Origin of the sequence: Clostridium sp. K04, from assembly GCF_019734375.1 — a bacterium.
GTDB lineage: Bacteria > Bacillota > Clostridia > Clostridiales > Clostridiaceae > Clostridium > Clostridium saudiense.
The window spans coordinates 14556-37907 of sequence record NZ_JAASHD010000028.1 but is presented as its reverse complement, the minus strand read 5'-3'; the positions used below and the strand labels follow the sequence as shown (position 1 = coordinate 37907).

General features: G+C 27.8%; 21 protein-coding genes and 1 other annotated feature. Of the genes, 18 read left to right on the top strand and 3 right to left on the bottom strand.

All coding sequences use genetic code 11. The annotated features are described in order from the left end of the window. The first annotated feature begins 169 nt into the window (after positions 1-169). The 6 genes from HCG70_RS12115 to HCG70_RS12090 all read left to right on the top strand — a co-directional run bounded on the left by HCG70_RS12115 (position 170) and on the right by HCG70_RS12090 (position 5864). Positions 170-1315: a helix-turn-helix domain-containing protein gene (locus HCG70_RS12115; protein WP_042400800.1), complete on the top strand. Its 1146-nt coding sequence runs from the start codon at positions 170-172 to the stop codon at positions 1313-1315. A 130-nt stretch (positions 1316-1445) separates the two neighbouring features. Continuing rightward, positions 1446-1859 carry a hypothetical protein gene (locus tag HCG70_RS12110; protein ID WP_221697823.1) on the top strand — a complete coding sequence of 138 codons (414 nt, stop codon included), beginning with the start codon at positions 1446-1448 and terminating at the stop codon, positions 1857-1859. 225 nt (positions 1860-2084) lie between these two features. Beyond that, the gene (tyrS, locus tag HCG70_RS12105) at positions 2085-3305 is read left to right on the top strand and encodes a tyrosine--tRNA ligase (RefSeq protein ID WP_042400793.1); all 1221 of its coding nucleotides are present in this window, start codon (positions 2085-2087) and stop codon (positions 3303-3305) included. 129 nt (positions 3306-3434) lie between these two features. After that, entirely contained in the window at positions 3435-4124 is a 690-nt protein-coding gene (locus HCG70_RS12100; protein ID WP_042400790.1) for a metallophosphoesterase, read from the top strand. A gap of 78 nt (positions 4125-4202) precedes the next feature. Then, positions 4203-4997 (top strand): GTP pyrophosphokinase family protein, encoded by a 795-nt coding sequence (locus HCG70_RS12095; RefSeq protein ID WP_042400786.1) that lies wholly within the window; start codon positions 4203-4205, stop codon positions 4995-4997. 210 nt (positions 4998-5207) lie between these two features. Beyond that, positions 5208-5864 carry a hypothetical protein gene (locus HCG70_RS12090; protein WP_221697822.1) on the top strand — a complete coding sequence of 219 codons (657 nt, stop codon included), beginning with the start codon at positions 5208-5210 and terminating at the stop codon, positions 5862-5864. 69 nt (positions 5865-5933) lie between these two features. Here the strand turns inward: HCG70_RS12090 and HCG70_RS12085 are convergent, their stop codons facing one another. Then, positions 5934-6266 (bottom strand): HesB-like protein, encoded by a 333-nt coding sequence (locus HCG70_RS12085; protein ID WP_042400781.1) that lies wholly within the window; start codon positions 6264-6266, stop codon positions 5934-5936. A gap of 269 nt (positions 6267-6535) precedes the next feature. On the opposite strand from HCG70_RS12085, the gene HCG70_RS12080 reads away from it, so the two are divergent. From HCG70_RS12080 to HCG70_RS12070, 3 genes are all read left to right on the top strand, one after another. After that, positions 6536-7282, top strand: coding sequence for a hypothetical protein (locus HCG70_RS12080; RefSeq protein WP_042400777.1), 747 nt, complete (start codon positions 6536-6538; stop codon positions 7280-7282). Positions 7283-7430: 148 nt separating this feature from the next. Beyond that, a complete protein-coding gene (locus HCG70_RS12075) occupies positions 7431-7793 on the top strand; it encodes a DUF5658 family protein (protein WP_042400774.1) in 363 nt (120 codons plus the stop codon). A gap of 301 nt (positions 7794-8094) precedes the next feature. Continuing rightward, positions 8095-8403 (top strand): hypothetical protein, encoded by a 309-nt coding sequence (locus HCG70_RS12070; protein WP_042400771.1) that lies wholly within the window; start codon positions 8095-8097, stop codon positions 8401-8403. Positions 8404-8446: 43 nt separating this feature from the next. Here the strand turns inward: HCG70_RS12070 and HCG70_RS12065 are convergent, their stop codons facing one another. Next, entirely contained in the window at positions 8447-8986 is a 540-nt protein-coding gene (locus HCG70_RS12065; RefSeq protein WP_042400768.1) for a GNAT family N-acetyltransferase, read from the bottom strand. Positions 8987-9234: 248 nt separating this feature from the next. Between HCG70_RS12065 and HCG70_RS12060 the strand changes: the two genes are divergently transcribed. Next, positions 9235-9843, top strand: a complete 609-nt coding sequence (locus HCG70_RS12060; RefSeq protein ID WP_042400765.1) for a VanZ family protein — start codon at positions 9235-9237, stop codon at positions 9841-9843. Positions 9844-10285: 442 nt separating this feature from the next. Here the strand turns inward: HCG70_RS12060 and leuS are convergent, their stop codons facing one another. Beyond that, positions 10286-12736, bottom strand: a complete 2451-nt coding sequence (gene leuS / locus HCG70_RS12055; RefSeq protein WP_195951603.1) for a leucine--tRNA ligase — start codon at positions 12734-12736, stop codon at positions 10286-10288. Between the two features lie 206 nt (positions 12737-12942). Next, positions 12943-13275: a binding site (T-box leader), on the bottom strand. A 361-nt stretch (positions 13276-13636) separates the two neighbouring features. On the opposite strand from leuS, the gene HCG70_RS12050 reads away from it, so the two are divergent. From HCG70_RS12050 to cls, 8 genes are all read left to right on the top strand, one after another. After that, complete coding sequence (locus HCG70_RS12050) at positions 13637-13999, top strand: YccF domain-containing protein (RefSeq protein WP_042400760.1); 363 nt, start codon at positions 13637-13639, stop codon at positions 13997-13999. Between the two features lie 156 nt (positions 14000-14155). Beyond that, positions 14156-14662, top strand: a complete 507-nt coding sequence (locus HCG70_RS12045) for a flavin reductase family protein (protein ID WP_042400756.1) — start codon at positions 14156-14158, stop codon at positions 14660-14662. 145 nt (positions 14663-14807) lie between these two features. After that, complete coding sequence (locus tag HCG70_RS12040; RefSeq protein WP_042400753.1) at positions 14808-16016, top strand: NupC/NupG family nucleoside CNT transporter; 1209 nt, start codon at positions 14808-14810, stop codon at positions 16014-16016. 408 nt (positions 16017-16424) lie between these two features. After that, on the top strand, positions 16425-17135 hold the full coding sequence (locus HCG70_RS12035) for a response regulator transcription factor (RefSeq protein ID WP_042400751.1): 711 nt from the start codon (positions 16425-16427) through the stop codon (positions 17133-17135). Next, on the top strand, positions 17110-19428 hold the full coding sequence (locus HCG70_RS12030) for a HAMP domain-containing sensor histidine kinase (RefSeq protein WP_052330728.1): 2319 nt from the start codon (positions 17110-17112) through the stop codon (positions 19426-19428). Before HCG70_RS12035 ends, HCG70_RS12030 begins: the two co-directional genes overlap by 26 nt. Positions 19429-19837: 409 nt before the next feature. Continuing rightward, complete coding sequence (locus HCG70_RS12025) at positions 19838-20380, top strand: NADH peroxidase (protein ID WP_055277734.1); 543 nt, start codon at positions 19838-19840, stop codon at positions 20378-20380. A gap of 129 nt (positions 20381-20509) precedes the next feature. Further along, positions 20510-21052, top strand: a complete 543-nt coding sequence (locus tag HCG70_RS12020; RefSeq protein ID WP_221697821.1) for an NADH peroxidase — start codon at positions 20510-20512, stop codon at positions 21050-21052. 260 nt (positions 21053-21312) lie between these two features. Beyond that, entirely contained in the window at positions 21313-22746 is a 1434-nt protein-coding gene (gene cls, locus HCG70_RS12015; protein WP_042402169.1) for a cardiolipin synthase, read from the top strand. The last annotated feature ends 606 nt before the right edge of the window (positions 22747-23352 follow it).

Genomic DNA, 23352 nt, shown 5'->3' with positions numbered 1-23352 from the left:
TTTATTACTATAAATATACTATATTATAGACTTATTATTAGCTTCAAAAGCAATTTTACTATAGATAAAAGGTAGGTTTTAAATAGACATATGTGAATATGTCCAATATGGTTAACGAATTGACTTGGATTTGAATAAGATATATTAGAGAGAATTTAAGGTAGGGACTATGAATAAGAAGAAACTACTATCTTTAATTAAGCAACGTGAAGGAACTAAGCTAGATTTTAAATTACAAATAGATATTTCATCTGAATCTGGGAAAAAAGAACTTGCTAAAGATGTATGTGCTATAGCTAATTCTAGAGGGGGAAGAGGATATCTTATAATTGGAATTGAGGACAGAACTAAAAGAATAATTGGAATTAATAAGCTTAAATCATTAGATGAGGAAAAAATTCAACAGGTTGTAAGCTCAAGATGTGAACCTCCTATTCCTATAACTGTTGAAATAGTTAATATAGAAGGCAAAGATATAGGAATAATAACTATATTTGATGGGGGACAAAAACCTTATCAAATAAAGGAAACAGGGGCATTTCATATTAGGAGAGGTTCAATTACTGACACAATGAGAAAGTCAGAATTAGTAGCAGCATTTGAAGAAAATCAATTAATGACAGTTGAGACTTGCCAAATGATCAATAGTAGCGCTGAATTTTTAAATATGGATTTAGTTGCAAGATATTTTAAAAACAAGGGGATAATTGTTAATAAGGAAAATGAAAGCTTTTTACTTCAAAGTGCAGGGATAACTTTTTTAGATAAAAGAACAAGAAAGGTTAGATGTACATTTGGAGGATTACTTGTATTTTCTGATAATAATAGTATATGTATACCTCACAATACTATTAGAATTATAAATAAGTATAATGATAAATATCCTAAGTCTAAAATGATTAATGGAAATTTACTAAGTATGATAGATATTGTTGAGAAAGAAATGTATACGTTATTACCAAGTAAATATCCCGTTTATGCAGTTATGGAAGCAGTTAAAAACTCAGTAATGTATAGAGAATATTCTAAAATAGATAAGATTATTGAAATTATTTTAACTAAAAATTCAATAATAGTAATTAGTCCAGGTCAATTAGTAGATAGAAATAATATATTTGGAGATATGGGATATAGTAAAAGAAATATGTGGATTTACGATAAGCTTATATCTTTAGATGAGGGAAAGAGATTTATTAATGATGGAAATGGAATAGTTAGAATAAAGGAAGCATTTAAGGGGAAAAGAAAGGTTCGGTTAATCAATTCTACTTTAGAGGATTGTTTTAAGGTTATATTACCGATGAACACTGAATAATATATTTTTTAAAGCTAATAATAACTTCATAAAAATATGGGTAAATTGTTTATGTTCTTATGTTAAATGCACATCTTTTTCTTATGAAAAAGATGTTATAAATAATTTTATATAAAAAGGAGTGGTTCCAATGATTCAAGTTTTTTGTGCAAGAAGAGGTTCTGGAAAGACAAAAAGATTAATTGAATTAGCAAATAACCAAATGGTTGATGCTAAAGGTGATTCAGTTTATATTGATGATGATTCAAGACCAATGCTACAATTATCTAGAGGAATAAGATTTATAGATACTAATGAATATTATGTTGAAGATTGCCAAAGCTTTTACGGAATGTTATGTGGGATAATTTCATCTAATTATGATATTGAAAATATTTATATTGATGGATTATCTAATATTGTTAATTGTACTATAAAGGATGCCACTGAATTATTTAGAAAGATTGCTGGATTAACAGATAGATTTAGTATTAACGTTTATATTAATATTAATGTTGATACAAGTGAAGAAGTACCGGATTGTATTAAAGAATATGTAGCATAGGGTTGAAAATAATTAAATTTAGATAAATAGTAAAAAGTTGCTATTAGGTTTTAGTATTATATAATGCTAAAATCTTTATAGTAGCTTTTTTTTACATAAAATTTTATATTTTAACTTATTAGTAGTTTAACTATAGTTGAAGAAGTTTGAATTCATGAAATCTTCTTGATAAAACAACTTAATAAATATATACTAAAGATATGATTTTTTATTGGAGGTAAGGATATGGCTAACGTTTTAGACGAGTTATTAGATCGTGGATACATAAAGCAATTTACTCATGAAGAAGAAACTAGAGAATTGCTAGAAAAGGAGAAAATAACTTTTTATATAGGATTTGACCCAACAGCTGATAGCTTACATGTAGGTCACTTTATAGCAATGATGTTTATGGCTCACATGCAAAAGGCTGGACACAGACCAATAGCTTTACTTGGTGGCGGAACTGCAATGGTTGGAGATCCATCAGGAAAAACTGATATGAGATCTATGCTTACAAAAGAGCAAATTGAGCATAATGTTTCTTGTATAAAAAAACAAATGGAAAAGTTTATAGACTTTTCAGATGATAAAGCTATATTAGTAAATAATGCAGATTGGTTACTAAACTTAAACTATGTTGATTTCTTAAGAGAAGTAGGAGTTCACTTCTCAGTAAATAGAATGTTAACGGCAGAATGCTTCAAACAAAGATTAGAAAAGGGATTATCATTCTTAGAATTTAACTATATGTTAATGCAAGGATATGATTTCTATGTATTAAATCAAAAATATAACTGTAAGATGGAATTAGGTGGAGATGACCAATGGTCAAACATGATTGCAGGTGTTGAATTAGTTAGAAGAAAAGCTCAAGGGCAAGCTATGGCAATGACTTGTACATTATTAACTAACAGCCAAGGTCAAAAGATGGGTAAAACAGTAGGTGGAGCTTTATGGTTAGATCCAGAAAAGACATCACCATACGATTTCTATCAATACTGGAGAAATGTAGATGATGCTGATGTTGAGAAGTGTTTAGCATTACTAACATTCTTACCTATGGATGAAGTAAGAAGACTTGGAGCTTTAGAAGGTGCTGAAATCAATAAAGCTAAAGCTGTTCTTGCTTACGAAGTAACTAAGCTTGTTCACGGTGAGGAAGAAGCTGCTAAGGCTAAATCAGCTGCAGAAGCATTATTTGCTGGTGGAGTTGATATGAGTAATGTTCCTACAGTTACTATTTCTAAAGACAGATTAGGAGCTACTATTTTAGATATAATGGCAGAAAATAAAATCGTTCCATCAAAAGCTGAAGGAAGAAGATTAATCCAACAAGGTGGTTTATCTTTAAATGGAGAAAAAGTTACAGATGTAACTAGAACTTTAAATGAAGAAGACATTCAAGATGGATCTGCTTTAATTAAAAGAGGAAAGAAAAACTATCATAAAATAGTTGTTGAATAGTTATAAATACTATATTTGCCTTCAAGGACTAATCCAATATATGGATTGACCTTGAAGGCTTTTTATTTTAAGATTAAGTGGTTATAATATATAAGGAATAAGTTTAGACACGAGATAAGGGGGATGATTATGGCACTATATGCTATTTCTGATTTACATCTTGCATTAAGTACAGATAAACCTATGGACATATTTGGTGGTCATTGGGTTAATCACGATGAGAAGATAAAGAAAAATTGGGAAAATAAAATAACAGAAGAAGATACTGTACTAATTGCTGGAGATATTTCTTGGTCTATGAAGCATGAAGATAGTAAGATGGATTTAGATTGGGTAAATTCTCTTCCAGGTAAAAAGATTATAAGCAAAGGAAATCATGATTATTGGTGGAATAGTATTTCGAAGTTAAATGCAATGTATGATAATACTAAGTTCTTACAAAATAACTTTTATACATATAATGATTATGCTATCTGTGGTACAAGAGGATGGCTTGATCCAAGTAGTGATAAGTTTAATTCTAAAGATGCAAAAATATATGCAAGGGAACAAATTAGATTACGACTGTCATTAGATGAAGCAAAGAAACAAGGATTTGATAAATTTATAGTTATGATTCATTATCCTCCTTTTGGTGAAGAAAATAAGGAATCTGAACTAATGAAAATATTTAAAGAGTACAATGTTGAAAAAGTTATATATGGACATTTACATGGACCATCTAATGTTAAGGCAATAGAGGGAGTAATAAATGGAATTGAATATATAATGACATCATGTGATTTTATAGATTTTGATCCAATTAAAGTTTTAGATTAATATGAATTTGTAATTTTTGGTTACAGTTTTAAGTGTTTTTGATATAATGTATTTGTATAAAAATTAAGGGTGATGTGTATGGCGATGCAAAACTGGAAAAGTTTCCTTATGCCTTATGAACAGGCAGTAGATGAGCTAAAGGTTAAACTTAAGAGTATAAGAAAAGAGTATAGAAAAAGAAATGAATATTCTCCAATTGAATTTGTTACTGGAAGAGTTAAAGAAGTTTCAAGCCTTTTAGAAAAGGCAAATAAATTTGAAATTCCTTTAGATAGAGTAGGTGAAGAAATGGAGGACATAGCTGGTATAAGAATTATGTGCCAGTTTGTTGATGATATAGATACAGTTATAGAGTTAATTAGAGCTAGAAAAGATATGCAAATACTTTATGAAAAAGATTATGTTAGAAATGTTAAACCAAGTGGATATAGAAGTTACCATATGATTATTAAGTATACTGTATATATGGCAGATGGTCCTAAACCTATATTAGCAGAGTTTCAAATAAGAACTTTAGCAATGAATTTCTGGGCAACTATAGAGCATTCATTGAATTATAAATATAAGCAGCATATACCTAAGGAGATTCAGGATAAACTTAAATTAGCAGCAGATTCAGCTTTTAATCTAGATGAGCAAATGCTAGAAATAAAGGATGAAATTAAGGATGCTCAAAGATTATTTGAAGTTAAGTCTGATATTATTACAAATATAATGAATAATATTATGACATTAATGTCTTTAGGAAAGACTGGAGAAGCAAGTAGATATCAAGTAATGTTAAATAAGTTAATAGAGGAAGGGGAAGTTTGGGAATTAAATAACTTACTTGACTCTATTAAACGTGATATTATCAGATATAAAGATAATTAAAAATAAAGTTGGCGTAAAGCTGACTTTATTTTTATATTTATAAAGAATATTTTAGTATAATAAATAAAAATAATAATTTAATACGAAAGTAGTATTTAAATATGTAAGAACTAATACTTTATAAGTAATTCTTTTTAATTATAGGATATTATCAAGGTAATTTGCCACTTGTAACCTTGTATGGTATACTTAAGGTAATGGGGGTGGCTTATGAAATCAAGAACTAATATCAAAGACAATTGTTTTTTGATTGTTGTATTTATTTTAATGATAAGCTTTACAATGAACATTTATCAAGCCATAGAAAATAAAAAGTATACATATGAGCTTGGAAAGCAAAATTATAATAAAATTGAAGAAATAAGATATAGAAATGAATCTATACTATCAATATTAGATAGCTGTGTTTCAGTAGGAAGTGTAAACAATATTGATTTATTCACCTTATATAGAAATTATAGTAAGATATCAGAAGTCGAGTTAAGCTTATGGAGTAATTACCTTAATTCAGACAATAGTATATTTATGAATAAGAGAAGTAATTCAAAAAATATTGTTTTAAACACCACAAGTAAAAATGAATTATATTCAGAGATTGAAGAATTACTATATTCATATATCCAAAATGATATGACAGAAAAAATTGATGTAATAGAGCTAAAAGGAAAAGTATTAACAGATTTTAAACAGCTAAAGGATATGGCAACAGATTTAAATAATTACTTTACAGAGTTCTACTCAAAAAATTGTAATGTACCTGATAGCAAAAAAGAAAAGACTATGATACAGGAAGATTATTGGGTAGATATACTTCAAGGAATGCAAGAAGTTAATAATAAATATGTAGAATATGAATTTGTTTATTAGAGCATATTTATTATGATAAATTTAATAAAAGAAGCTAAGCAGTTTAAGCTGCTTAGCTTTTACTTTATCTTAGTGGTGACATCCACCGCCACAAGAACCACATCCACCTTCAACTTCGATAACAGGCTTTAATGATAATCCTCTACCACCGTTTTCTTCTGATGAAAGTAATCTAAATCCACCAAATTCATCAACTAATTTTTCTTCAGCAATTAAAGTGATGTCGTTAATCTTTTCAGAAATGTCTCCTTCTTTTGCTTCATCAACAGTTATATTGAAAGCTGGGCCACTGCAACCAAATCCAGCTAAGTTTATTCTTATGCTGTAGTTTTCTACTTCATTTTCTTCAAGGAAAGCTTTGAATTCCTTGTATGCTTCTTCACTTACTAAAAATTTACTCATTATGTTCACCTCGCGAATTTTTTTGAAATTATGTTTATAGTATACCATATTACTCGGAAATAGCAATATATTTTTTAGGACATAATGTAAAAATATTCCTAATGAATAAAATATCACATATTGAATTTTGAATAAATTGTCAATATAATATAAAAGGTATTGAAGATACTATTATTATAATAATTTTAATATAACCAAATTTAACTATTAATATTATAGTTAATTATTAATTTAGCAAATGAATTGTTGAAAAGAGAGGATTGTTAATTTTGAAGCCTTTTGATAGAGAATATGTTTTAGATAAAATACAAGAATACAATAATAAAATAAAAAATAACAAAATAGGTGACTTTGAAATAAAATCAATTGATGGATTAAAAGGAACGATCCAGGGATATTTATACTCTAAAGAAGATGAGTTAAATGTTAGGATATTAGAGTTACATGCACCAGAACATGTATGGATGAGATTGACGCCATTAGAGATACAAGCCTCATATTTTGCTATAAAAATGGCAAAAGGAAAAGTTGGGGTAGTTGGACTTGGACTTGGGTATGCTGTTGAAGAAATGGCTAAAAAGCCTGAGGTGGAAGAAATAACTGTTTATGAAATAAGCCAAGAAGTTGTAGACTTATATTATAGTAATTTTCCTAAAAATCCTAAGATTAATATAGTCTGTTGTAATGCTTATGAAGCAGAAAGAAAAGAATTTGACTTCTTTTATGCTGATATATATGAATATAAAATAACTTCACAAATAGTTGAAGATTATAAAAAGTTTAATGAACTTCATAATATCGAAGAATATAGTTTCTTTGGAATGGAACATTTCTTATTAAGTTGTAGTTATACAGAAATAGTATGGGTTTATATACCAGAAAATTGGATGGAATCAAGTAGAAGAGCTTTTGAAGCAATTCAAGAATCAAATCTTTTACCTTATTATGAAAAGCTTGATGAAAATTTAGTTTCTCAAGTTTTAGAAGAGTTCAAAGAAGTATTAAATGATATTTAAATTAAGAGCATCAGGAATAGTTCATATTTTGAATTATGCTTAGATGCTCTTATAATTATTTGTTAAAAATAATCTAAAAAGCATTGACTTATTACCAATAAATGTAAATAATGTATATATAAGATATATTTTTGTTGGGGTTTATGTTATGAAATGTGCAGTTATTGATATAAGAGGGAAAAGTAGAAAAAAGTTAGGGAACTTTTTAATTACATTATATATATTAAATTTAACTGATTTATTCTTTACAAAATTTTTATTATGGAAAGCACCTGATTTATTTCGAGAAGCAAATTCATTTATGAAATTAATTATAAATGGAATTGAGCCATATTTTTTGAAAATAGGTGTATTTGCTTTAGTATTAATATATTGGTATTGGAGAAGTGAAAAATCTAATCTAACTCAAATGAAGAGATCAATATTTGTAGGGAAAGTGCTGATAGGAGCATATGCTATAATCAATATTATGCATTTAATAAATATGATAATATATTTAAAAGTAAGTTAATTGACTTTTAAATAGAATCAATGTTAGTGATTATAGAAAAATAATTGTTAAAGAAACAAGGTTAAGCAAAGACAAGGTTTTATAGTTTAAGAAAGAAATTTAAATTAAGATATTAAATAATGAGATTAGAAGTATAGTTATTTCTAATCTCATTATTTTTTAGTTTATTAGATATAAATGTAAATATTAAGAGTTGCTTTTTATATAAATAAACAGTATAGTTATTTAAATTATACTATGAAAGTAATGTAATAATTAATATGTGATGCTAATAAACTTGTATAAAAAGGGGTGATTATTAGTGAATTTAAAAAGTAGAAAATATTTAGCTTTAGTTGTGATTATGTTTTTTATACTAAGTTCAATTGTTGTTTTATCAAATAATTTTAAAGCTATAGATAATATAGTTACTATAGATAATAATAGTAAGTTGATTCAAGAAAAACATAAAAGTAACTTAATTGTTGAAAGTGATGATAATAAGGTTAAAAGTTATGAAGAAAACGAAGAAGAGGGAAGTGTAAGAATTTTTCCACAGGAGGAAGAGAAATATATAAAGTCATTACCTAATGTTAATACAAATGGACAAGTTATTTTAAGAAAATTATAAAATAGTTTTAAAAGCAGTAAGTAATGTACTTGCTGCTTTTAATTTATAGGCAGATTTTTGAAAATGGAATTATAGCATTAGGGACAGCACTATGTTCTCCAATGAATTTTTCCATCCAAATAACATCATTCCATTTACCAAATTTATAGCCACACTTAGTAAAATGAGCAACAGTTTTATATCCAAATTTTTTATGGAAGTTTTCACTTTTTTCATTAGGATAAGTTATGCAAGCATTAAGGTTTATTATATTTTGAAGTTTAAGATATTTCTCAAGTTCATTATAAAGCAAAGTACCAATACCACTTCTTGAATCACAATTTTGTACATAAATAGATGTTTCAACAGTCCAATCATAAGCAGGTCTTACTTTAAAAGCACTTGCATAAGCATATCCATAAATTTTATTATTATCTTCAGCAACCAAATAAGGATATCTAACTAAAGTATTTTTAATTCTATTTTTAAATTCCTCTACACTTGGAGTATCATATTCAAAGGTTATAGTTGTATTTTCAACATAGTATTTATAGATGTTAAGAAGTTCTTCTGCATCTTCAGGTTTTGCGACTCTAATATTCATTAATAATCCCCCAGTTTTTATATATTATAATTTAAGATTAGCAGATTTTAAATTGTATTTCCAATTATTTAAAGATGATTAGTATATGCACGAGTATTAATGATTTAATAATCTGATATAATATTATTAAAAATGTTAATTAGAATTTATTTGTAATAATATCTTAAGAAAATTGAAAATTACTTTTAAGTATTTAAGATTATAATATTACTAGTAGAAAACAATAATCAAAAGAGGGGATTGGCCTTATGATGGAGAGTTATTTATTAGCAATATTAGTATCGATGGTTTTAATAACAATAATAAATATAATTTTAAATAAAAAGAGCAGTGGGAAGATAAAGTGGCAACATTACTTATTTGGATATTTTTTAATTTTATATCTTGTTATTTCATTAAAAGATATAGTTGGGTTTCCAACTTTAAGTGATTTGGAAAGAAAAGTAATGTTAGGGGTACCTATATTTGATCCAGTATTAAATTTTATACCACTCAGCAGTGGAATAGAAATTTCAACAATACTTAATATAATATTCTTTATGCCATTTGGATTTTTACTACCAACATTATGGAATAAATTTAGAAAGTTTATACCTACAGTATTTGCAGGTTTTATATTTTCACTTATTATTGAAGTTGGACAATTATTCACTATTCGTGCAACAGATGTTGATGATTTAATAATGAATACTTTAGGAACTATTTTAGGTTTTATTTTATTTAAAATACTTAGTATTATATTTAAGAAACTTTCAAATAAAACTATGGTTGAAGAGTATAATAAAAAAGATTCAATTATTAAGTATGGGCCTTATTTATATATTGGAATTGCAGTTATTAGTGTGTTTTTTAGTTAGAAGAAAAGATTTCAGATAATCAAATCTATATATTATATAGCTATAATTAAGTAAATATAAGATTTGTTATATTAGCTAATATATATTTATATTAAAATTATTATTTTTTTATGGTTAATATGAGTAAATTAAAAGAGACTATATCAAATATTACGGGTGTGTAAATTATTTTGATATAGTCTCTATTTAATTTCAATTAACAAACTCCACTCACTGTATTCGCGGAGTACACACAGTGTACCTTCAAGAAGCGAAATTTTAATTTCGACTTTTAGGCAAGTTCGAATAACCAAATTACCAAGTAGGTAACTTCCACTAGCTAAATCGAAGATTTAGAGTGTCAGTTAAAATTTGGATTCCTATTTAAGGAAACTCCACTCGCTTCACTCGCGGAGTAAGTTCGAATAGCCAAATTAAAATTTGGATTCTCACTTAGCTTATACTACTTTACAACTATATTTACAAGTCTTCCTTTAATAACGATAACTTTTACTATAGTTTTTCCTTCTGTAGCAGCTATAACAGCTTCGTCAGCTAAAGCAGCAGCCTTAATTCCTTCTTCATTTAAATCTGAAGCAACATTGATTCTAGCTTTAATTTTACCATTAACTTGGATAGCTATTTCAATTTCATCTTTAACTAGGGCTTTAGCATCAAATGCTGGCCAAGATTCATTGAATACTGAGTATTTACCAGTTAATAATGACCATTGCTCTTCAGCAAAGTGAGGTGCAAATGGAGCTAAAATCTTAATAAAGCTTTCACATACATTCTTTAAGAAATCTAAGTTTTTAGTTTCTTCTTTCATGTATTTAGATAAAGCATTGATGAATTCCATCATTCTAGCAATAGCAGTATTGAATTGCATTTTTTCTCCATCTTCAGTAACACCTTTAATAGCGTTATTTAACCAGAAGTTTAATTCTTTTTCAGCTTTATCCATAGTAGTTTTATTGTTAGTACCAGCTTCAATAGCTTCTCTGCACATTGTTAGATATCTTTCAATTCTATCTACAAATCTAGCAACAGATTTAATACCATCATCACTCCAAGCTCCACCTTCAGTGTAAGCAAATCCAAACATTAAGTACATTCTAAATACATCTGCACCATATTCTTTGATGTAATCATCTGGAGATATAGTATTTCCTTTAGATTTAGACATCTTTAATCCATCTGGTCCTAAGATAAGTCCTTGGTGAGTTAAGCTCTTGAATGGTTCATCAAAGCTTAAGTAACCCATATCTCTTAAAGCCTTAGTTATAAATCTTGCATATAATAAGTGCATACAAGCATGCTCAGGTCCACCAACATATTTGTCAACTGGAAGCATCTTATCTACTTTTTCTTTATCGAATGCGATTTTATCATTTTTATTATCTACATATCTCATTTGGTACCAAGAAGAGCAAACGAATGTATCTAAAGTATCACATTCTCTCTTAGCTGGTTTACCACAACAAGGACAAGTAGTATTAACGAATTCTTCACACTTAGCAAGTGGTGACTTACCATCTGGAGCAAATTCAACATTGTATGGTAATTCAACTGGAAGATCTTTTTCAGGAACTGGAACAGCACCACAATCTTCACAGTAGATTATTGGAATTGGAGCACCCCAATATCTTTGTCTTGAAACTAACCAGTCTCTTAATCTGTAATTAACCTTAGCAGAGCCTAAACCTTGTTTAGCTAGTTTTTCAACAATAGCTTCTTTAGCTTCTTCAGTAGTTAATCCATCAAATTCACCAGAGTTAACTAAAACACCGTATTCACAGTATGGTAATTCAACTTCTTCACCTTTTTTACTAGTTATAACTTGATCTATTGGTAAGTTAAATTTAGTAGCAAAAGCATAGTCTCTTTCATCATGAGCTGGAACAGCCATAACAGCACCAGTACCATAAGTTGCAAGAACATAGTCTCCAACCCAAACTGGAACTTCCTTACCATTTATAGGGTTTATAGCATATGAACCAGTGAATACACCAGTTTTTTCTCTTGTAAGAGATTGTCTTTCTATATCTGATTGCTTTTTAGCAGCTTCTTTATATTCTTCAACAGCAGCCTTATTTTCATCTGTTGTTAATTCATCAACTAATGGATTTTCAGGAGCTAAAACAACATATGTAACACCGTTTAAAGTATCAACTCTTGTTGTGAATACATTAAAGTTAATATCTGAATTTTTAACTTTGAAGTTAACTTCAGCACCTGTAGATTTACCAATCCAGTGCTTTTGCATAGCAACAGTTTTTTCAGGCCAATCTAAAGTATCTAATTTTTCTAATAGCTCATCAGCGTATTCTGTAATTTTAAAGAACCATTGAGTTAAGTCTTTTTTAGTAACTTCAGTTGAACATCTTTCACAAGCACCATCAACAACTTGCTCATTAGCTAAAACTGTGTTACAAGATGGGCACCAGTTTACAGGAGCTTTCTTTCTGTAAGCTAAGCCATTCTTTAATAATTGTAAGAATACCCATTGAGTCCATTTATAATATTCTGGAGTACAAGTTATAACTTCATTTTCCCAGTTAAACATAGCTCCCATAGCTCTTAATTGTTCTTCCATAGTTTTAATATTCTTTTCAGTAGAATCCCATGGATGAATTCCAGTCTTAATTGCAAAGTTTTCTGCAGGTAAACCAAAGGCATCAAATCCCATTGGTTGGAATACATTGTATCCTTGCATTTTCTTTAATCTTGCCCATGAATCAACAGGTCCATAGTTAAACCAGTGACCAGCATGTAATTGGCTTCCTGATGGATAAGAGAACATTTCTAAAACATAAAGTTTTTCACCCTCTGCATCTGGATTAAATTTGTAAAGTTCAGTTTCTTCCCACTTTTTTTGCCACTTTTTATCAATGGCAGTTCCGTAGTTACTCATAGTTTAAACACTCCTTTGGATAGTTAAGAGTTAATAGTTAAGAGTTAATAGTTAAGGAATAAATTCAGCTGAGCTGAATTTAGAAATATTTTATCCTCAATTACTAATTCAAGACTATCAATTCAAAACGAAATACTCCTAACTAATTATATTTATAATTTTTACCTAATTTTATAAAAATATATAAAAAAAGCCCTTCATCTCAATTAAGAGACGAAAAGCTATATTTCGCGGTACCACTCTTATTAGAACTATTTTATAAGTTAAAAGGTAATAGGTGTTGAATAAAATCGTCGTAGCTGAATTAAAAAAATATATATTTAAGAAACTGATTAGGAGTTTCAACATTAACTACTAACTAAAAACTACTAACTTTTAACTAAAAAGGTTCTCACTCAAATCCGTAACGGGGATTCCGTACTTGCTTTTAACAAGTAAGCTCCAAGGCAAGTTCCTATAAATGTATCACTGTTTTGCAGCAACCAACAGCTCTCTAAAGATTACAGTATTATAGTACTACTCCTTTTCAATGCAATAAATATTAAATTTATTAAAAGATTTCAATATTTATTAATTATATATTAGTCTACTATAATAAGTCAATAAGAGTAAATATTATATTTACTTTATGAATTAAAATAAAAGAGTTCCTTTTTAAAATAGAAAACATATTATAAAAGAAACTTATTTTTATTTAGGGCAAATAAATACACATTGTGGAATAAAAAGAAAATTAGAGTTAATATTATCTCTTAACTTGTTGTTGATAAATAAGAAATTTACAAATCAAATTAATTATTAAAATATTCTTAAGAATACTAAATTGATTTCAAATTAGGAAAGTTTCCTTATATACTAAGTAAGAATCATATGTAAGTAAATTTAATGGAGGTAATGTTTATGTCGTGTTTAGGAAATATTATTTGGATAATATTTGGGGGCCTTATTGGTGCAATAGGATGGTGTTTTATAGGGATAATATGGTGTATTACTATAATTGGAATACCAGTAGGAATGCAATGCTTTAAAATGGCAAGACTACAGCTTGCGCCATTTGGTAAAGAAGTTGTTACAGTAAGTGATAGTAGTGGGAATTTACTAATGAATATATTATGGTTGATATTTGGTGGGTTAGAGTTATGTATTACAAATATAGTAAGTGGATTAATTTTATGTATAACAATAGTAGGAATTCCATTTGCAGCACAATCATTTAAAATGGCCAAGCTAGCATTAATGCCTTTTGGAAAAGAAGTTATATAAAATTAATATATAGGTATGAAATTTTAAATATTTAAATCATAATGTGGCAATTTATCTATATTTAAGGTTGATAATAGGTTAGTGGTATTAAAAGGTGTTAAAAATTGGTATAATATTATATAGTTTTAATATTAATAAGTTGAAGGGGCGAGTTAAATGATTAAAAGATTTGTATCATATAATGAGAATTTAGAAAAAAATATTGAACTTTTAAGTAAAGGAATATTTTTAACAACTAAGAGTGGAAGTAAAGTGAACTCAATGACTATAGCTTGGGGAAGTATTGGTTTCATGTGGGGTAAACCTGTATTTACAGTTATGGTAAGACCACAAAGATATACATATGGAATAATTGAAAAAACAAATGAATTTACAGTTACAATACCATATAAAAATGTGGATAAGGAAATAGCATTTTTAGGAACTAAAAGTGGTAAAGATATTAATAAATTAGCACAATTAAATATTGATACTAGAGAATCGGAAAAAATAAATACTCCTGTATTAAATATGGAAGGTATGCATTTTGAATGTAGAGTTCTTTATAAAACTACAATGAGTGATAAGAATTTAAATGAGGATATAAAAAATAGTAAATATCCTTTAGAAGATTATCATACAATATATTTTGGAGAAATAGTATCGAGTTATATAATTAAATAATTATACAGAAATAGTTTATGCCTCTGGAATAAACCTAAATATTGGGTTGATTTCAGAGGTGTCTTTTTATTTGCAAAAGAATATAAGACTACATTTTGGATAAAACTAAATGAGAAAAAGTATTTAACAAAGGATGGTGTATCTTGTGGCAATATTAAATTGTATTATAGGTGTAGCTTTTATATTTCTAGTAGCATTTTTATTTTCAAATAATAAGAAAAAAATAAATTGGAGAACTGTGATTATTGGATTTATAATTCAATTTGCATTTGCATTTGCTGCATTAAAATGGAGTGTTGGAAAATATGTATTAAGTAAGATTGCATTAGGGGTTCAATCTGTAATTGATTATGCAAAAGAAGGAATATCATTCTTATTTGGCTCATTAGCTAATGATGGAAGTATTTTTGCTGTTAATGTTTTAGGCGTAATTATATTTATTTCAGCAGTAGTATCAGTATTATATTACTTAGGAATTATGCAGTTTGTTATAAAGCTTATAGGTGGAGGGTTAGCGAAGCTTTTAGGTACATCTAAGTTAGAAACTATATCATCGTCAGCAAATATATTCTTAGGGCAAACAGAAGCACCCCTTTTAATTAAACCATATGTTGAAAAATTAACAGAATCTGAATTATTTACAGTTATGGTTGGAGGCCTTGCTTCCGTTTCTGGATCAATATTAGTTGGATATTCATTATTAGGAATTCCTATTGAATATTTAGTATCTGCTAGTTTTATGTCAGCTCCAGCAGGACTTATAATTTCTAAAATAATAATTCCAGAAATAAAAGAAGCTAAAGTAAATGAAGAAATTGAAATGGTAAAGGATGATTCAGCAAATGTTGTTGATGCAGCATCTAAGGGAGCTATTGATGGATTAGGACTAGTTCTTAACATAGCAGCAATATTATTAGCATTTGTAGCATTAATTGCGCTTGTAAATGGTGTTATTGGAATGGTTGGTGGATGGTTTGGAATAACTAACTTAAGTTTACAATCTATTTTAGGATATATTTTTGCCCCAGTAGCAGTTATTATAGGAGTACCAATGAAGGAAGCAGTAGTTGCAGGTTCATTAATAGGTCAAAAAATAATATTAAATGAATTTGTAGCATTTACAAGTCTTTCTGAAATAATGAGTACATTATCAGCTAAAACAATAGCTGTAGTAACTTTTTCATTATGTGGATTTGCCAATATTTCTTCTATAGCAATTTTAATTGGAGGTATAGGAGGAATGGCACCTAGTAGAAAGCATGATATAGCTCGTTTAGGGTGGAAAGCAGTATTAGGTGGAACCTTAGCAAATCTTCTTAGTGCTACAATTGCAGGACTTTTATTAACAATATAATTTTTTTGATGAGTAATAACGAAAAAATAATTTAAACCTAACACCAAGCTACAATTATTAATAGCACAAGCATTAACTAATTAAAATTAAATTGGCTCAATGCCGTACATCTGGTAATAAAGAAAAAGATAAATGGAGTATCGGAAGGAAGATTATATTGATTCCTGTAGATATTCCATTTATTTTTTTCGTATTACCATGATAATTTTTTAAAGGAAACTCGACTCCCTAACGGTCGCTGAGTACACTAAAGTGTACCTTCAAGGAGCAAAATTGAAAATTTGGAGGCTTTCTTAATAAATTTGTAATAAATATAATAATTTTTTTGTAAGACTTTCTTGTTACTATATAAATATAAGTTAAGTAGCATGGTATAATAATACATTATGAAGGGAGTGCAATTTAGGTATGGAGAAAAATAATGTTTTAGTAGTAGATGATGATAAAGAGATAGTTGATGCTATTGATATATATTTAAGAAATGAAGGAATTAATGTAATTAAAGCTTATGATGGATTAGAAGCATTGGAAGCTTTAATGGAAAATGATGTATATCTTATATTAATGGATATAATGATGCCTAATATGGATGGACTTAGAACTACAATGAAAATAAGGAAGGAAAAGAATATCCCTATTATATTAATTTCTGCAAAATCAGAGGATACAGATAAAATATTAGGTCTTAATATGGGGGCAGATGATTATATAACTAAGCCGTTTAATCCATTAGAACTTATAGCAAGAGTTAAGTCACAGTTAAGAAGGTATACTGTCTTTGGAAACTATGGTGGGAAAAAGGAAGAGGAAAGTAATTCAATAATAAGTAGTGGAGGACTTTCATTAAATCAAGATACAAAAGAAGTATTAGTTGATGGGGAATCAATTAAATTAACAGCAACTGAATTTGGCATATTAGAATTATTATTAAGAAATCAAGGAAGGGTTTTTTCTATAGATGAAATATATGAAAATGTATGGAAAGAACCTAGTTATAATGCAGAAAATACAGTAGCAGTACATATACGAAGGATTAGAGAAAAAATAGAAATCAATCCTAAGGATCCTAAATATTTAAAGGTGGTGTGGGGTATTGGATATAAAATCGAAAAATACTAGTAAAGAAAATATTAATGAAGAAGAAATAATAGTTTCAGATAAAAAGATAAAAAATAACAAAAGAAATATTTTAAGTAGTAATAATAGCAAATATATAATTTATATTTTAACTGTTATATCATTAGCATGTACATTTCTATTAGGCATAGAAATTAAAGATAACTTGGGATATGTTATACCAGAGAGAGTATATTTACAAACTCAAGTAGCAAATGATATAAATGATTATACAAGTTTGGTAGAGGATTATTCATTATATTATAAATCAGCTAGTTATGCTAAGGATAAGGATAATATAACTCAAAATGATATAGATATTTGTAAGGCTGAATTATTAGATAAGGCTAATAATGAATACGATAATTATAGAACTTCTAAATATAATGATGATAGCTTTAATAGTTTAACTTATGAACAGCAAGAAAAGATATTAGAGGAACAAAGAGAAAAAATAGATGAAAAATATACTTTAAGTGATGAAGAAATGAATGAGTATATTTTAAATAGAAAAAGCAATAGTGCAAGTAATTTAAATAATAAAATAAAATCTTATGTTAATTTAAATTTTAGAGCTTATGATAAATTAAATGATGTTTGGATTGGTGGAAGTGAAATTGATTCTACTGAGATTATAGAAAATAGTAGATATTTCAAAGAAATAAATATTGATTATAATGGAAACATAATTGAAAAAATATATGTTAATGGTAAGGAAATAGATAAGAATAATATATTAGGTAAATTTATTGATAATTATAGCTATAGTACTAGATTCTCTAATTATAGTTATGAAAATACGTCTATTGCCCAACTTAAGTATGATTATAGCGAAAAACATAATATAACATTATATATATGGATGCCTAAGGAACTTAAATCAGGGGATGTAGTTTCTGAAAGCTTTAAGGGTGTGCAACATAATGTTACTAGTTTTTATTTAAGTTGTATTACATTTGTAATATTTTTAGTTCTAACAATATTTTGTTTATTATACTTAGCTAAATATAAAGTAAAGGTAGCGTTAATAGAAAAAATAATAAATAAGGTTAAAGGGTATCCTATCGAATATAAAATTGGAGTTGGAATTATAGGGTGGATAATTTGGAATATTGGGCCACACATTTACTATAATTCAAATAATTATATAAGAAGATTAAATTTATCATCAATAATATGGGTATCTATAGTAGTTGTAATATATTATTTATTAGTTAGAGTTATAATTGTTAGCTACAATGAAGGAACTTTATTAAAAAATAATATTACAATTAAGGTTTGGAACTATTTAAGTGATGTAATGAATAGAGGGTCTATAATAAGAACATTCTTAATAATGACAGCTTTATATGTAGCAATGGGATTAGTATTATTTTTCTTATCAGCAATGCTTTATATATGGCCAATAGGAATAATTGCAGGAATAATATTAACTATTGTATATATTATAATATTTATTAAAGATTTAGTTTATTTAGATAAAATAATGGTTGGATCAAAGGCGGCAGCAGAAGGTAAATTAAACTATAAAATAGATGAAAAGGGAAGAGGACATCTAAGAGAATTGGCTCATGATATTAATAATATGAGAGATGGATTAAAGAAGTCTGTTGAAAATGAAATGAAAAGCGAAAACATGAAAACAGAACTTATTACCAATGTATCTCATGATTTAAAAACACCTTTAACTTCAATAATTAATTATATTGATTTATTAAAGAGAGAAAATATACAACCAGAAACTGCTATGGATTATGTAAATATATTAGATAAAAAATCTCAAAGACTTAAAGTTTTAATAGAAGATTTATTTGAAGCATCTAAGGCAGCAAGTGGAGCTATGGAACTTAATATTGCTAAAATAGATATTGGGCAATTATTAAAGCAAGCATTAGGTGAAAATGATGAAAGATTTAAAGATAGCAATTTAAATGTTAAATTAAATGTTCCAGAAGAAAAGATATTTATTAATGGAGATGGAAAGAGATTATATAGAGTGTTTGAAAATCTTATTTCTAATATAGTTAAATATTCATTAAGTAATACTAGAGTTTATATTGATATGTATAAAGAAGAAAAAGAAGTTATAATAGTGATGAGAAATATATCAGCTTATGAATTAAGCTTTGATACTAATGAAATAACAAATAGATTTAAACGTGGAGATTCATCAAGAAGCACAGAAGGGTCAGGATTAGGTCTTGCTATAGCTAAAAGTATAGTAGAGCTTCATGGTGGAAGCTTTAATATTGAAGTCGATGGAGATTTATTTAAATCTATAATAAGATTAAAGTAGTATATTTTTATATAATAGTTAATGAAAATTATATATTTAAATTAAAACTAATAAGTGACTTTCAAGTTAAGATTAACATGAATTTAATCAATAAATCTCTAGTAACTATTTAAGTGAAATTTGTGAAGAGCTGTACTAAAAGGTATAGCTCTTTATTTAATGAGAAATTTATCAATTGATAATCAATATCTATATATAAATAGATAAAGCTAGTAATAATGCTAACTGATATATATTATCAATTAGAAAATTTTTAAAAAATTTTTCAAAAAAGACTTGTAATTAATAATTATTATTATATAATAATAGATGTAAGGTGATTCGAGAGAGCACAAAAACAAAAGAGCAAGTAAATAAGAAATTAAGAAAATTAAAGATATATCGAATAGATTTTAGGAGGAATAGAATTATGAAAAAATTCGTTTGTACAGTATGTGGATATGTTCACGAAGGAGAAACTGCACCAGAAGTATGTCCAGTATGTGGAGTTGGAGCAGATAAATTCGTAGAACAAGCAGGAGAATTAGTATTTGCTGATGAGCACAGAATTGGAGTAGCTCAAGGTGTAGATGAAAGAGTAATCGAAGGATTAAGAGCTAACTTTGTTGGAGAATGTACAGAAGTAGGAATGTACTTAGCAATGTCAAGACAAGCTGATAGAGAAGGATTCCCAGAAGTTGCTGAAGCTTATAAGAGAATAGCAATTGAAGAAGCAGAACACGCTGCAAAATTCGCTGAATTATTAGGAGAAGTAGTAGTAGCTGATACAAAAGCTAACTTAGAAGCTAGAGTAGCTGCAGAGCACGGAGCAACTCAAGGAAAGAAAGATTTAGCTACATTAGCTAAACAATTAAACTTAGATGCAATCCATGACACAGTTCATGAAATGTGCAAAGATGAAGCTAGACATGGAAAAGCTTTCGAAGGTTTATTAAACAGATACTTTGCTTAAGATTTAGTAAACAAAAGATAAAAAATACTACAAAAGTATGAATTGAAAAATTGTACTTTTGTAGTATATAATAAAAATTGGTTTTAAGAAAATTAATGAAATATATGAAAATTTAGGAGGAATGGAATTATGAAAAAATTCGTTTGTACAGTATGTGGATATGTTCACGAAGGAGAAACTGCACCAGAAGTATGTCCAGTATGTGGAGTTGGAGCAGATAAATTCGTAGAACAAGCAGGAGAATTAGTATTTGCTGATGAGCACAGAATTGGAGTAGCTCAAGGTGTAGATGAAAGAGTAATCGAAGGATTAAGAGCTAACTTTGTTGGAGAATGTACAGAAGTAGGAATGTACTTAGCAATGTCAAGACAAGCTGATAGAGAAGGATTCCCAGAAGTTGCTGAAGCTTATAAGAGAATAGCAATTGAAGAAGCAGAACACGCTGCAAAATTCGCTGAATTATTAGGAGAAGTAGTAGTAGCTGATACAAAAGCTAACTTAGAAGCTAGAGTAGCTGCAGAGCACGGAGCAACTCAAGGAAAGAAAGATTTAGCTACATTAGCTAAACAATTAAACTTAGATGCAATCCATGACACAGTTCATGAAATGTGCAAAGATGAAGCTAGACACGGAAAAGCTTTCGAAGGATTATTAAACAGATACTTCTCATAAGATTAAAAATAACCATGCCAATCGGCATGGTTATTTTTAATTTCAAGTTTAGCGAGTAATAAGTAGCAAGTTTATGTGAAAGCTTCTTGGTAAGCTTCTAAAATATATTTTTAAAAGTTTTCTTAAGGAGACTTTTTTCCTAAACTTGTCACTTGAAATTTGAAATTTGTTATTGACTATCCACTAACTAAATTATTTCGCAATTTAATTAAACTGATGTATAATGGTAAGAAATAATAAAAATATAGGAAGGTTTTTTTATGGCATATATAATATTATTAATAATGTTTTTCTTACTAAATTTAATATCGGCATTATCGTTAATATTTATAGAGAGAAAAGAGCCTACAACTACATGGGCATGGTTAGTAATTTTAATTGCACTTCCAGGAGTAGGGTTAATTTTATATTTATTATTAGGTCAAAATCTAAGTAGGCAGAAAATATTTAGAGAAAAAAAACTTGCAGACAAAATAAAAAGATATAAATTAAGGGGAACTCATGAATTGTCTAACTTTAGCAGTGATAGTGAAGTAAATGAAAATTATGAAGACTTAATATTAATGAATTACAATCATTCTGGAGCAATTTATACAGTTGGTAATGAAGTAAAAACTTATATTAATGGTGAGGATAAATTTAAAGATTTATTTGAAGATATAAGAAATGCAAAGTGTTTTATACATATAGAATACTATATTTTTAGATATGATGAATTAGGTAAGGCATTAGTAAATGAATTAAGAAAAAAAGCTGAAGATGGTTTGGAGATAAGACTTCTTATAGATGGAATGGGTTCAAAAGCAATTACAAAAAATATTATTAAAGAAATTGAGTCCTATGGAATAAAGATGGCTGTATTTTTTCCGGGAATTTTACCGCATATAAATACACGTATAAACTACAGAAATCATAGAAAGATAGCTGTAATAGATGGAAAAGTAGGTTATGTAGGGGGATTTAATGTAGGAAACGAATACGTAAATAAGGGAAAACAGTTTAAGTTCTGGAGAGATACTCATATCAGAATAAGAGGTGAAGCTGTTAATGAACTTAATAAACGTTTTATTTTAGACTGGGATTATGCTGCAGATGAGAATATGGGAAATATGTTTATGTATTTTCCAACTCCAGAGAAGGTTGGAGATGTAGGTATTCAAATTGTATCATCAGGGCCCGATCATATGGAGGAGTACATTAAAAATTCTTATATGAAAATTATTAATAGTGCTAAAAATTATGTTTATATTCAAACACCATATTTAGTACCAGATAGCCCTATGCTAGAGGCATTAAAAATATCAGCATTATCAGGTGTTGATGTAAGAATAATAGTGCCAGGAGAGCCGGATCATTTCTTTATGGAGTGGATGCTTAGTGCCAATATAGGATTATTAATTGAATATGGAATAAAAATATATAGGTATGGTAATGGATTTATTCACTCTAAAACAATAGTTGCTGACGGCCAGGTATGTAGTATTGGTACAGCTAATTTAGATATAAGAAGCTTTAAATTAAATTTTGAAGTAAATGCATTTATTTATAATGAGAAAGTAGCAAAAGAGCAAGAAAAAATATTTTTAGATGATCAGGAAAAATCTAAATTAGTAATCAAAGAAGAATATGATAAAAGATCAAAAAATTTAAAAATAAAAGAATCATTAATAAGATTATTAGCACCCATTTTATAAAGCAGATAAAAAACATATTGTTAAATGTAAAAAGATTGACAAAGTGGTTAAAAATGGTTAAACTATAGAAAAGTAATTTGATTATTAAAGAATTAGAATTAAGAGGTATATATTATGAAAGGATTAGAAAAGAATTTAACTGCAAAATTTTATAGCTTTTTTTACTTTATATTCTGGGGCTTTTATTTTAGCGCTGGCTATTTCTTTTGCAAAAATATGAATAAATCTTTTCTAATGAGTATTTAGTGAAACTTTTTATATATCTTAATATTTAAAAGTGTATTTAAAGTATAGTTTATTAAGAGAACTCATTAAGAGTTCTCTTTTTTTTATAACTGAAACTCCAAATTTCCAATTTGGCAAGATGAAGTTACACATTCGACCCAAAGGGAGAAGGTGTTTCATAACTGAAACTCCAAATTTTCAATTTGGCAAGTTGAAGTTACACATTCGACCTAAAGGGAGAAGGTGTTTCATAACTGAAACTCCAAATTTCCAATTTGGCAAGTTGAAGTTACACATTCGACCTAAAGGGAGAAGGTGTTTCATAACTGAAACTCCAAATTTCCAATTTGGCAAGTTGAAGTTACACATTCGACCTAAAGT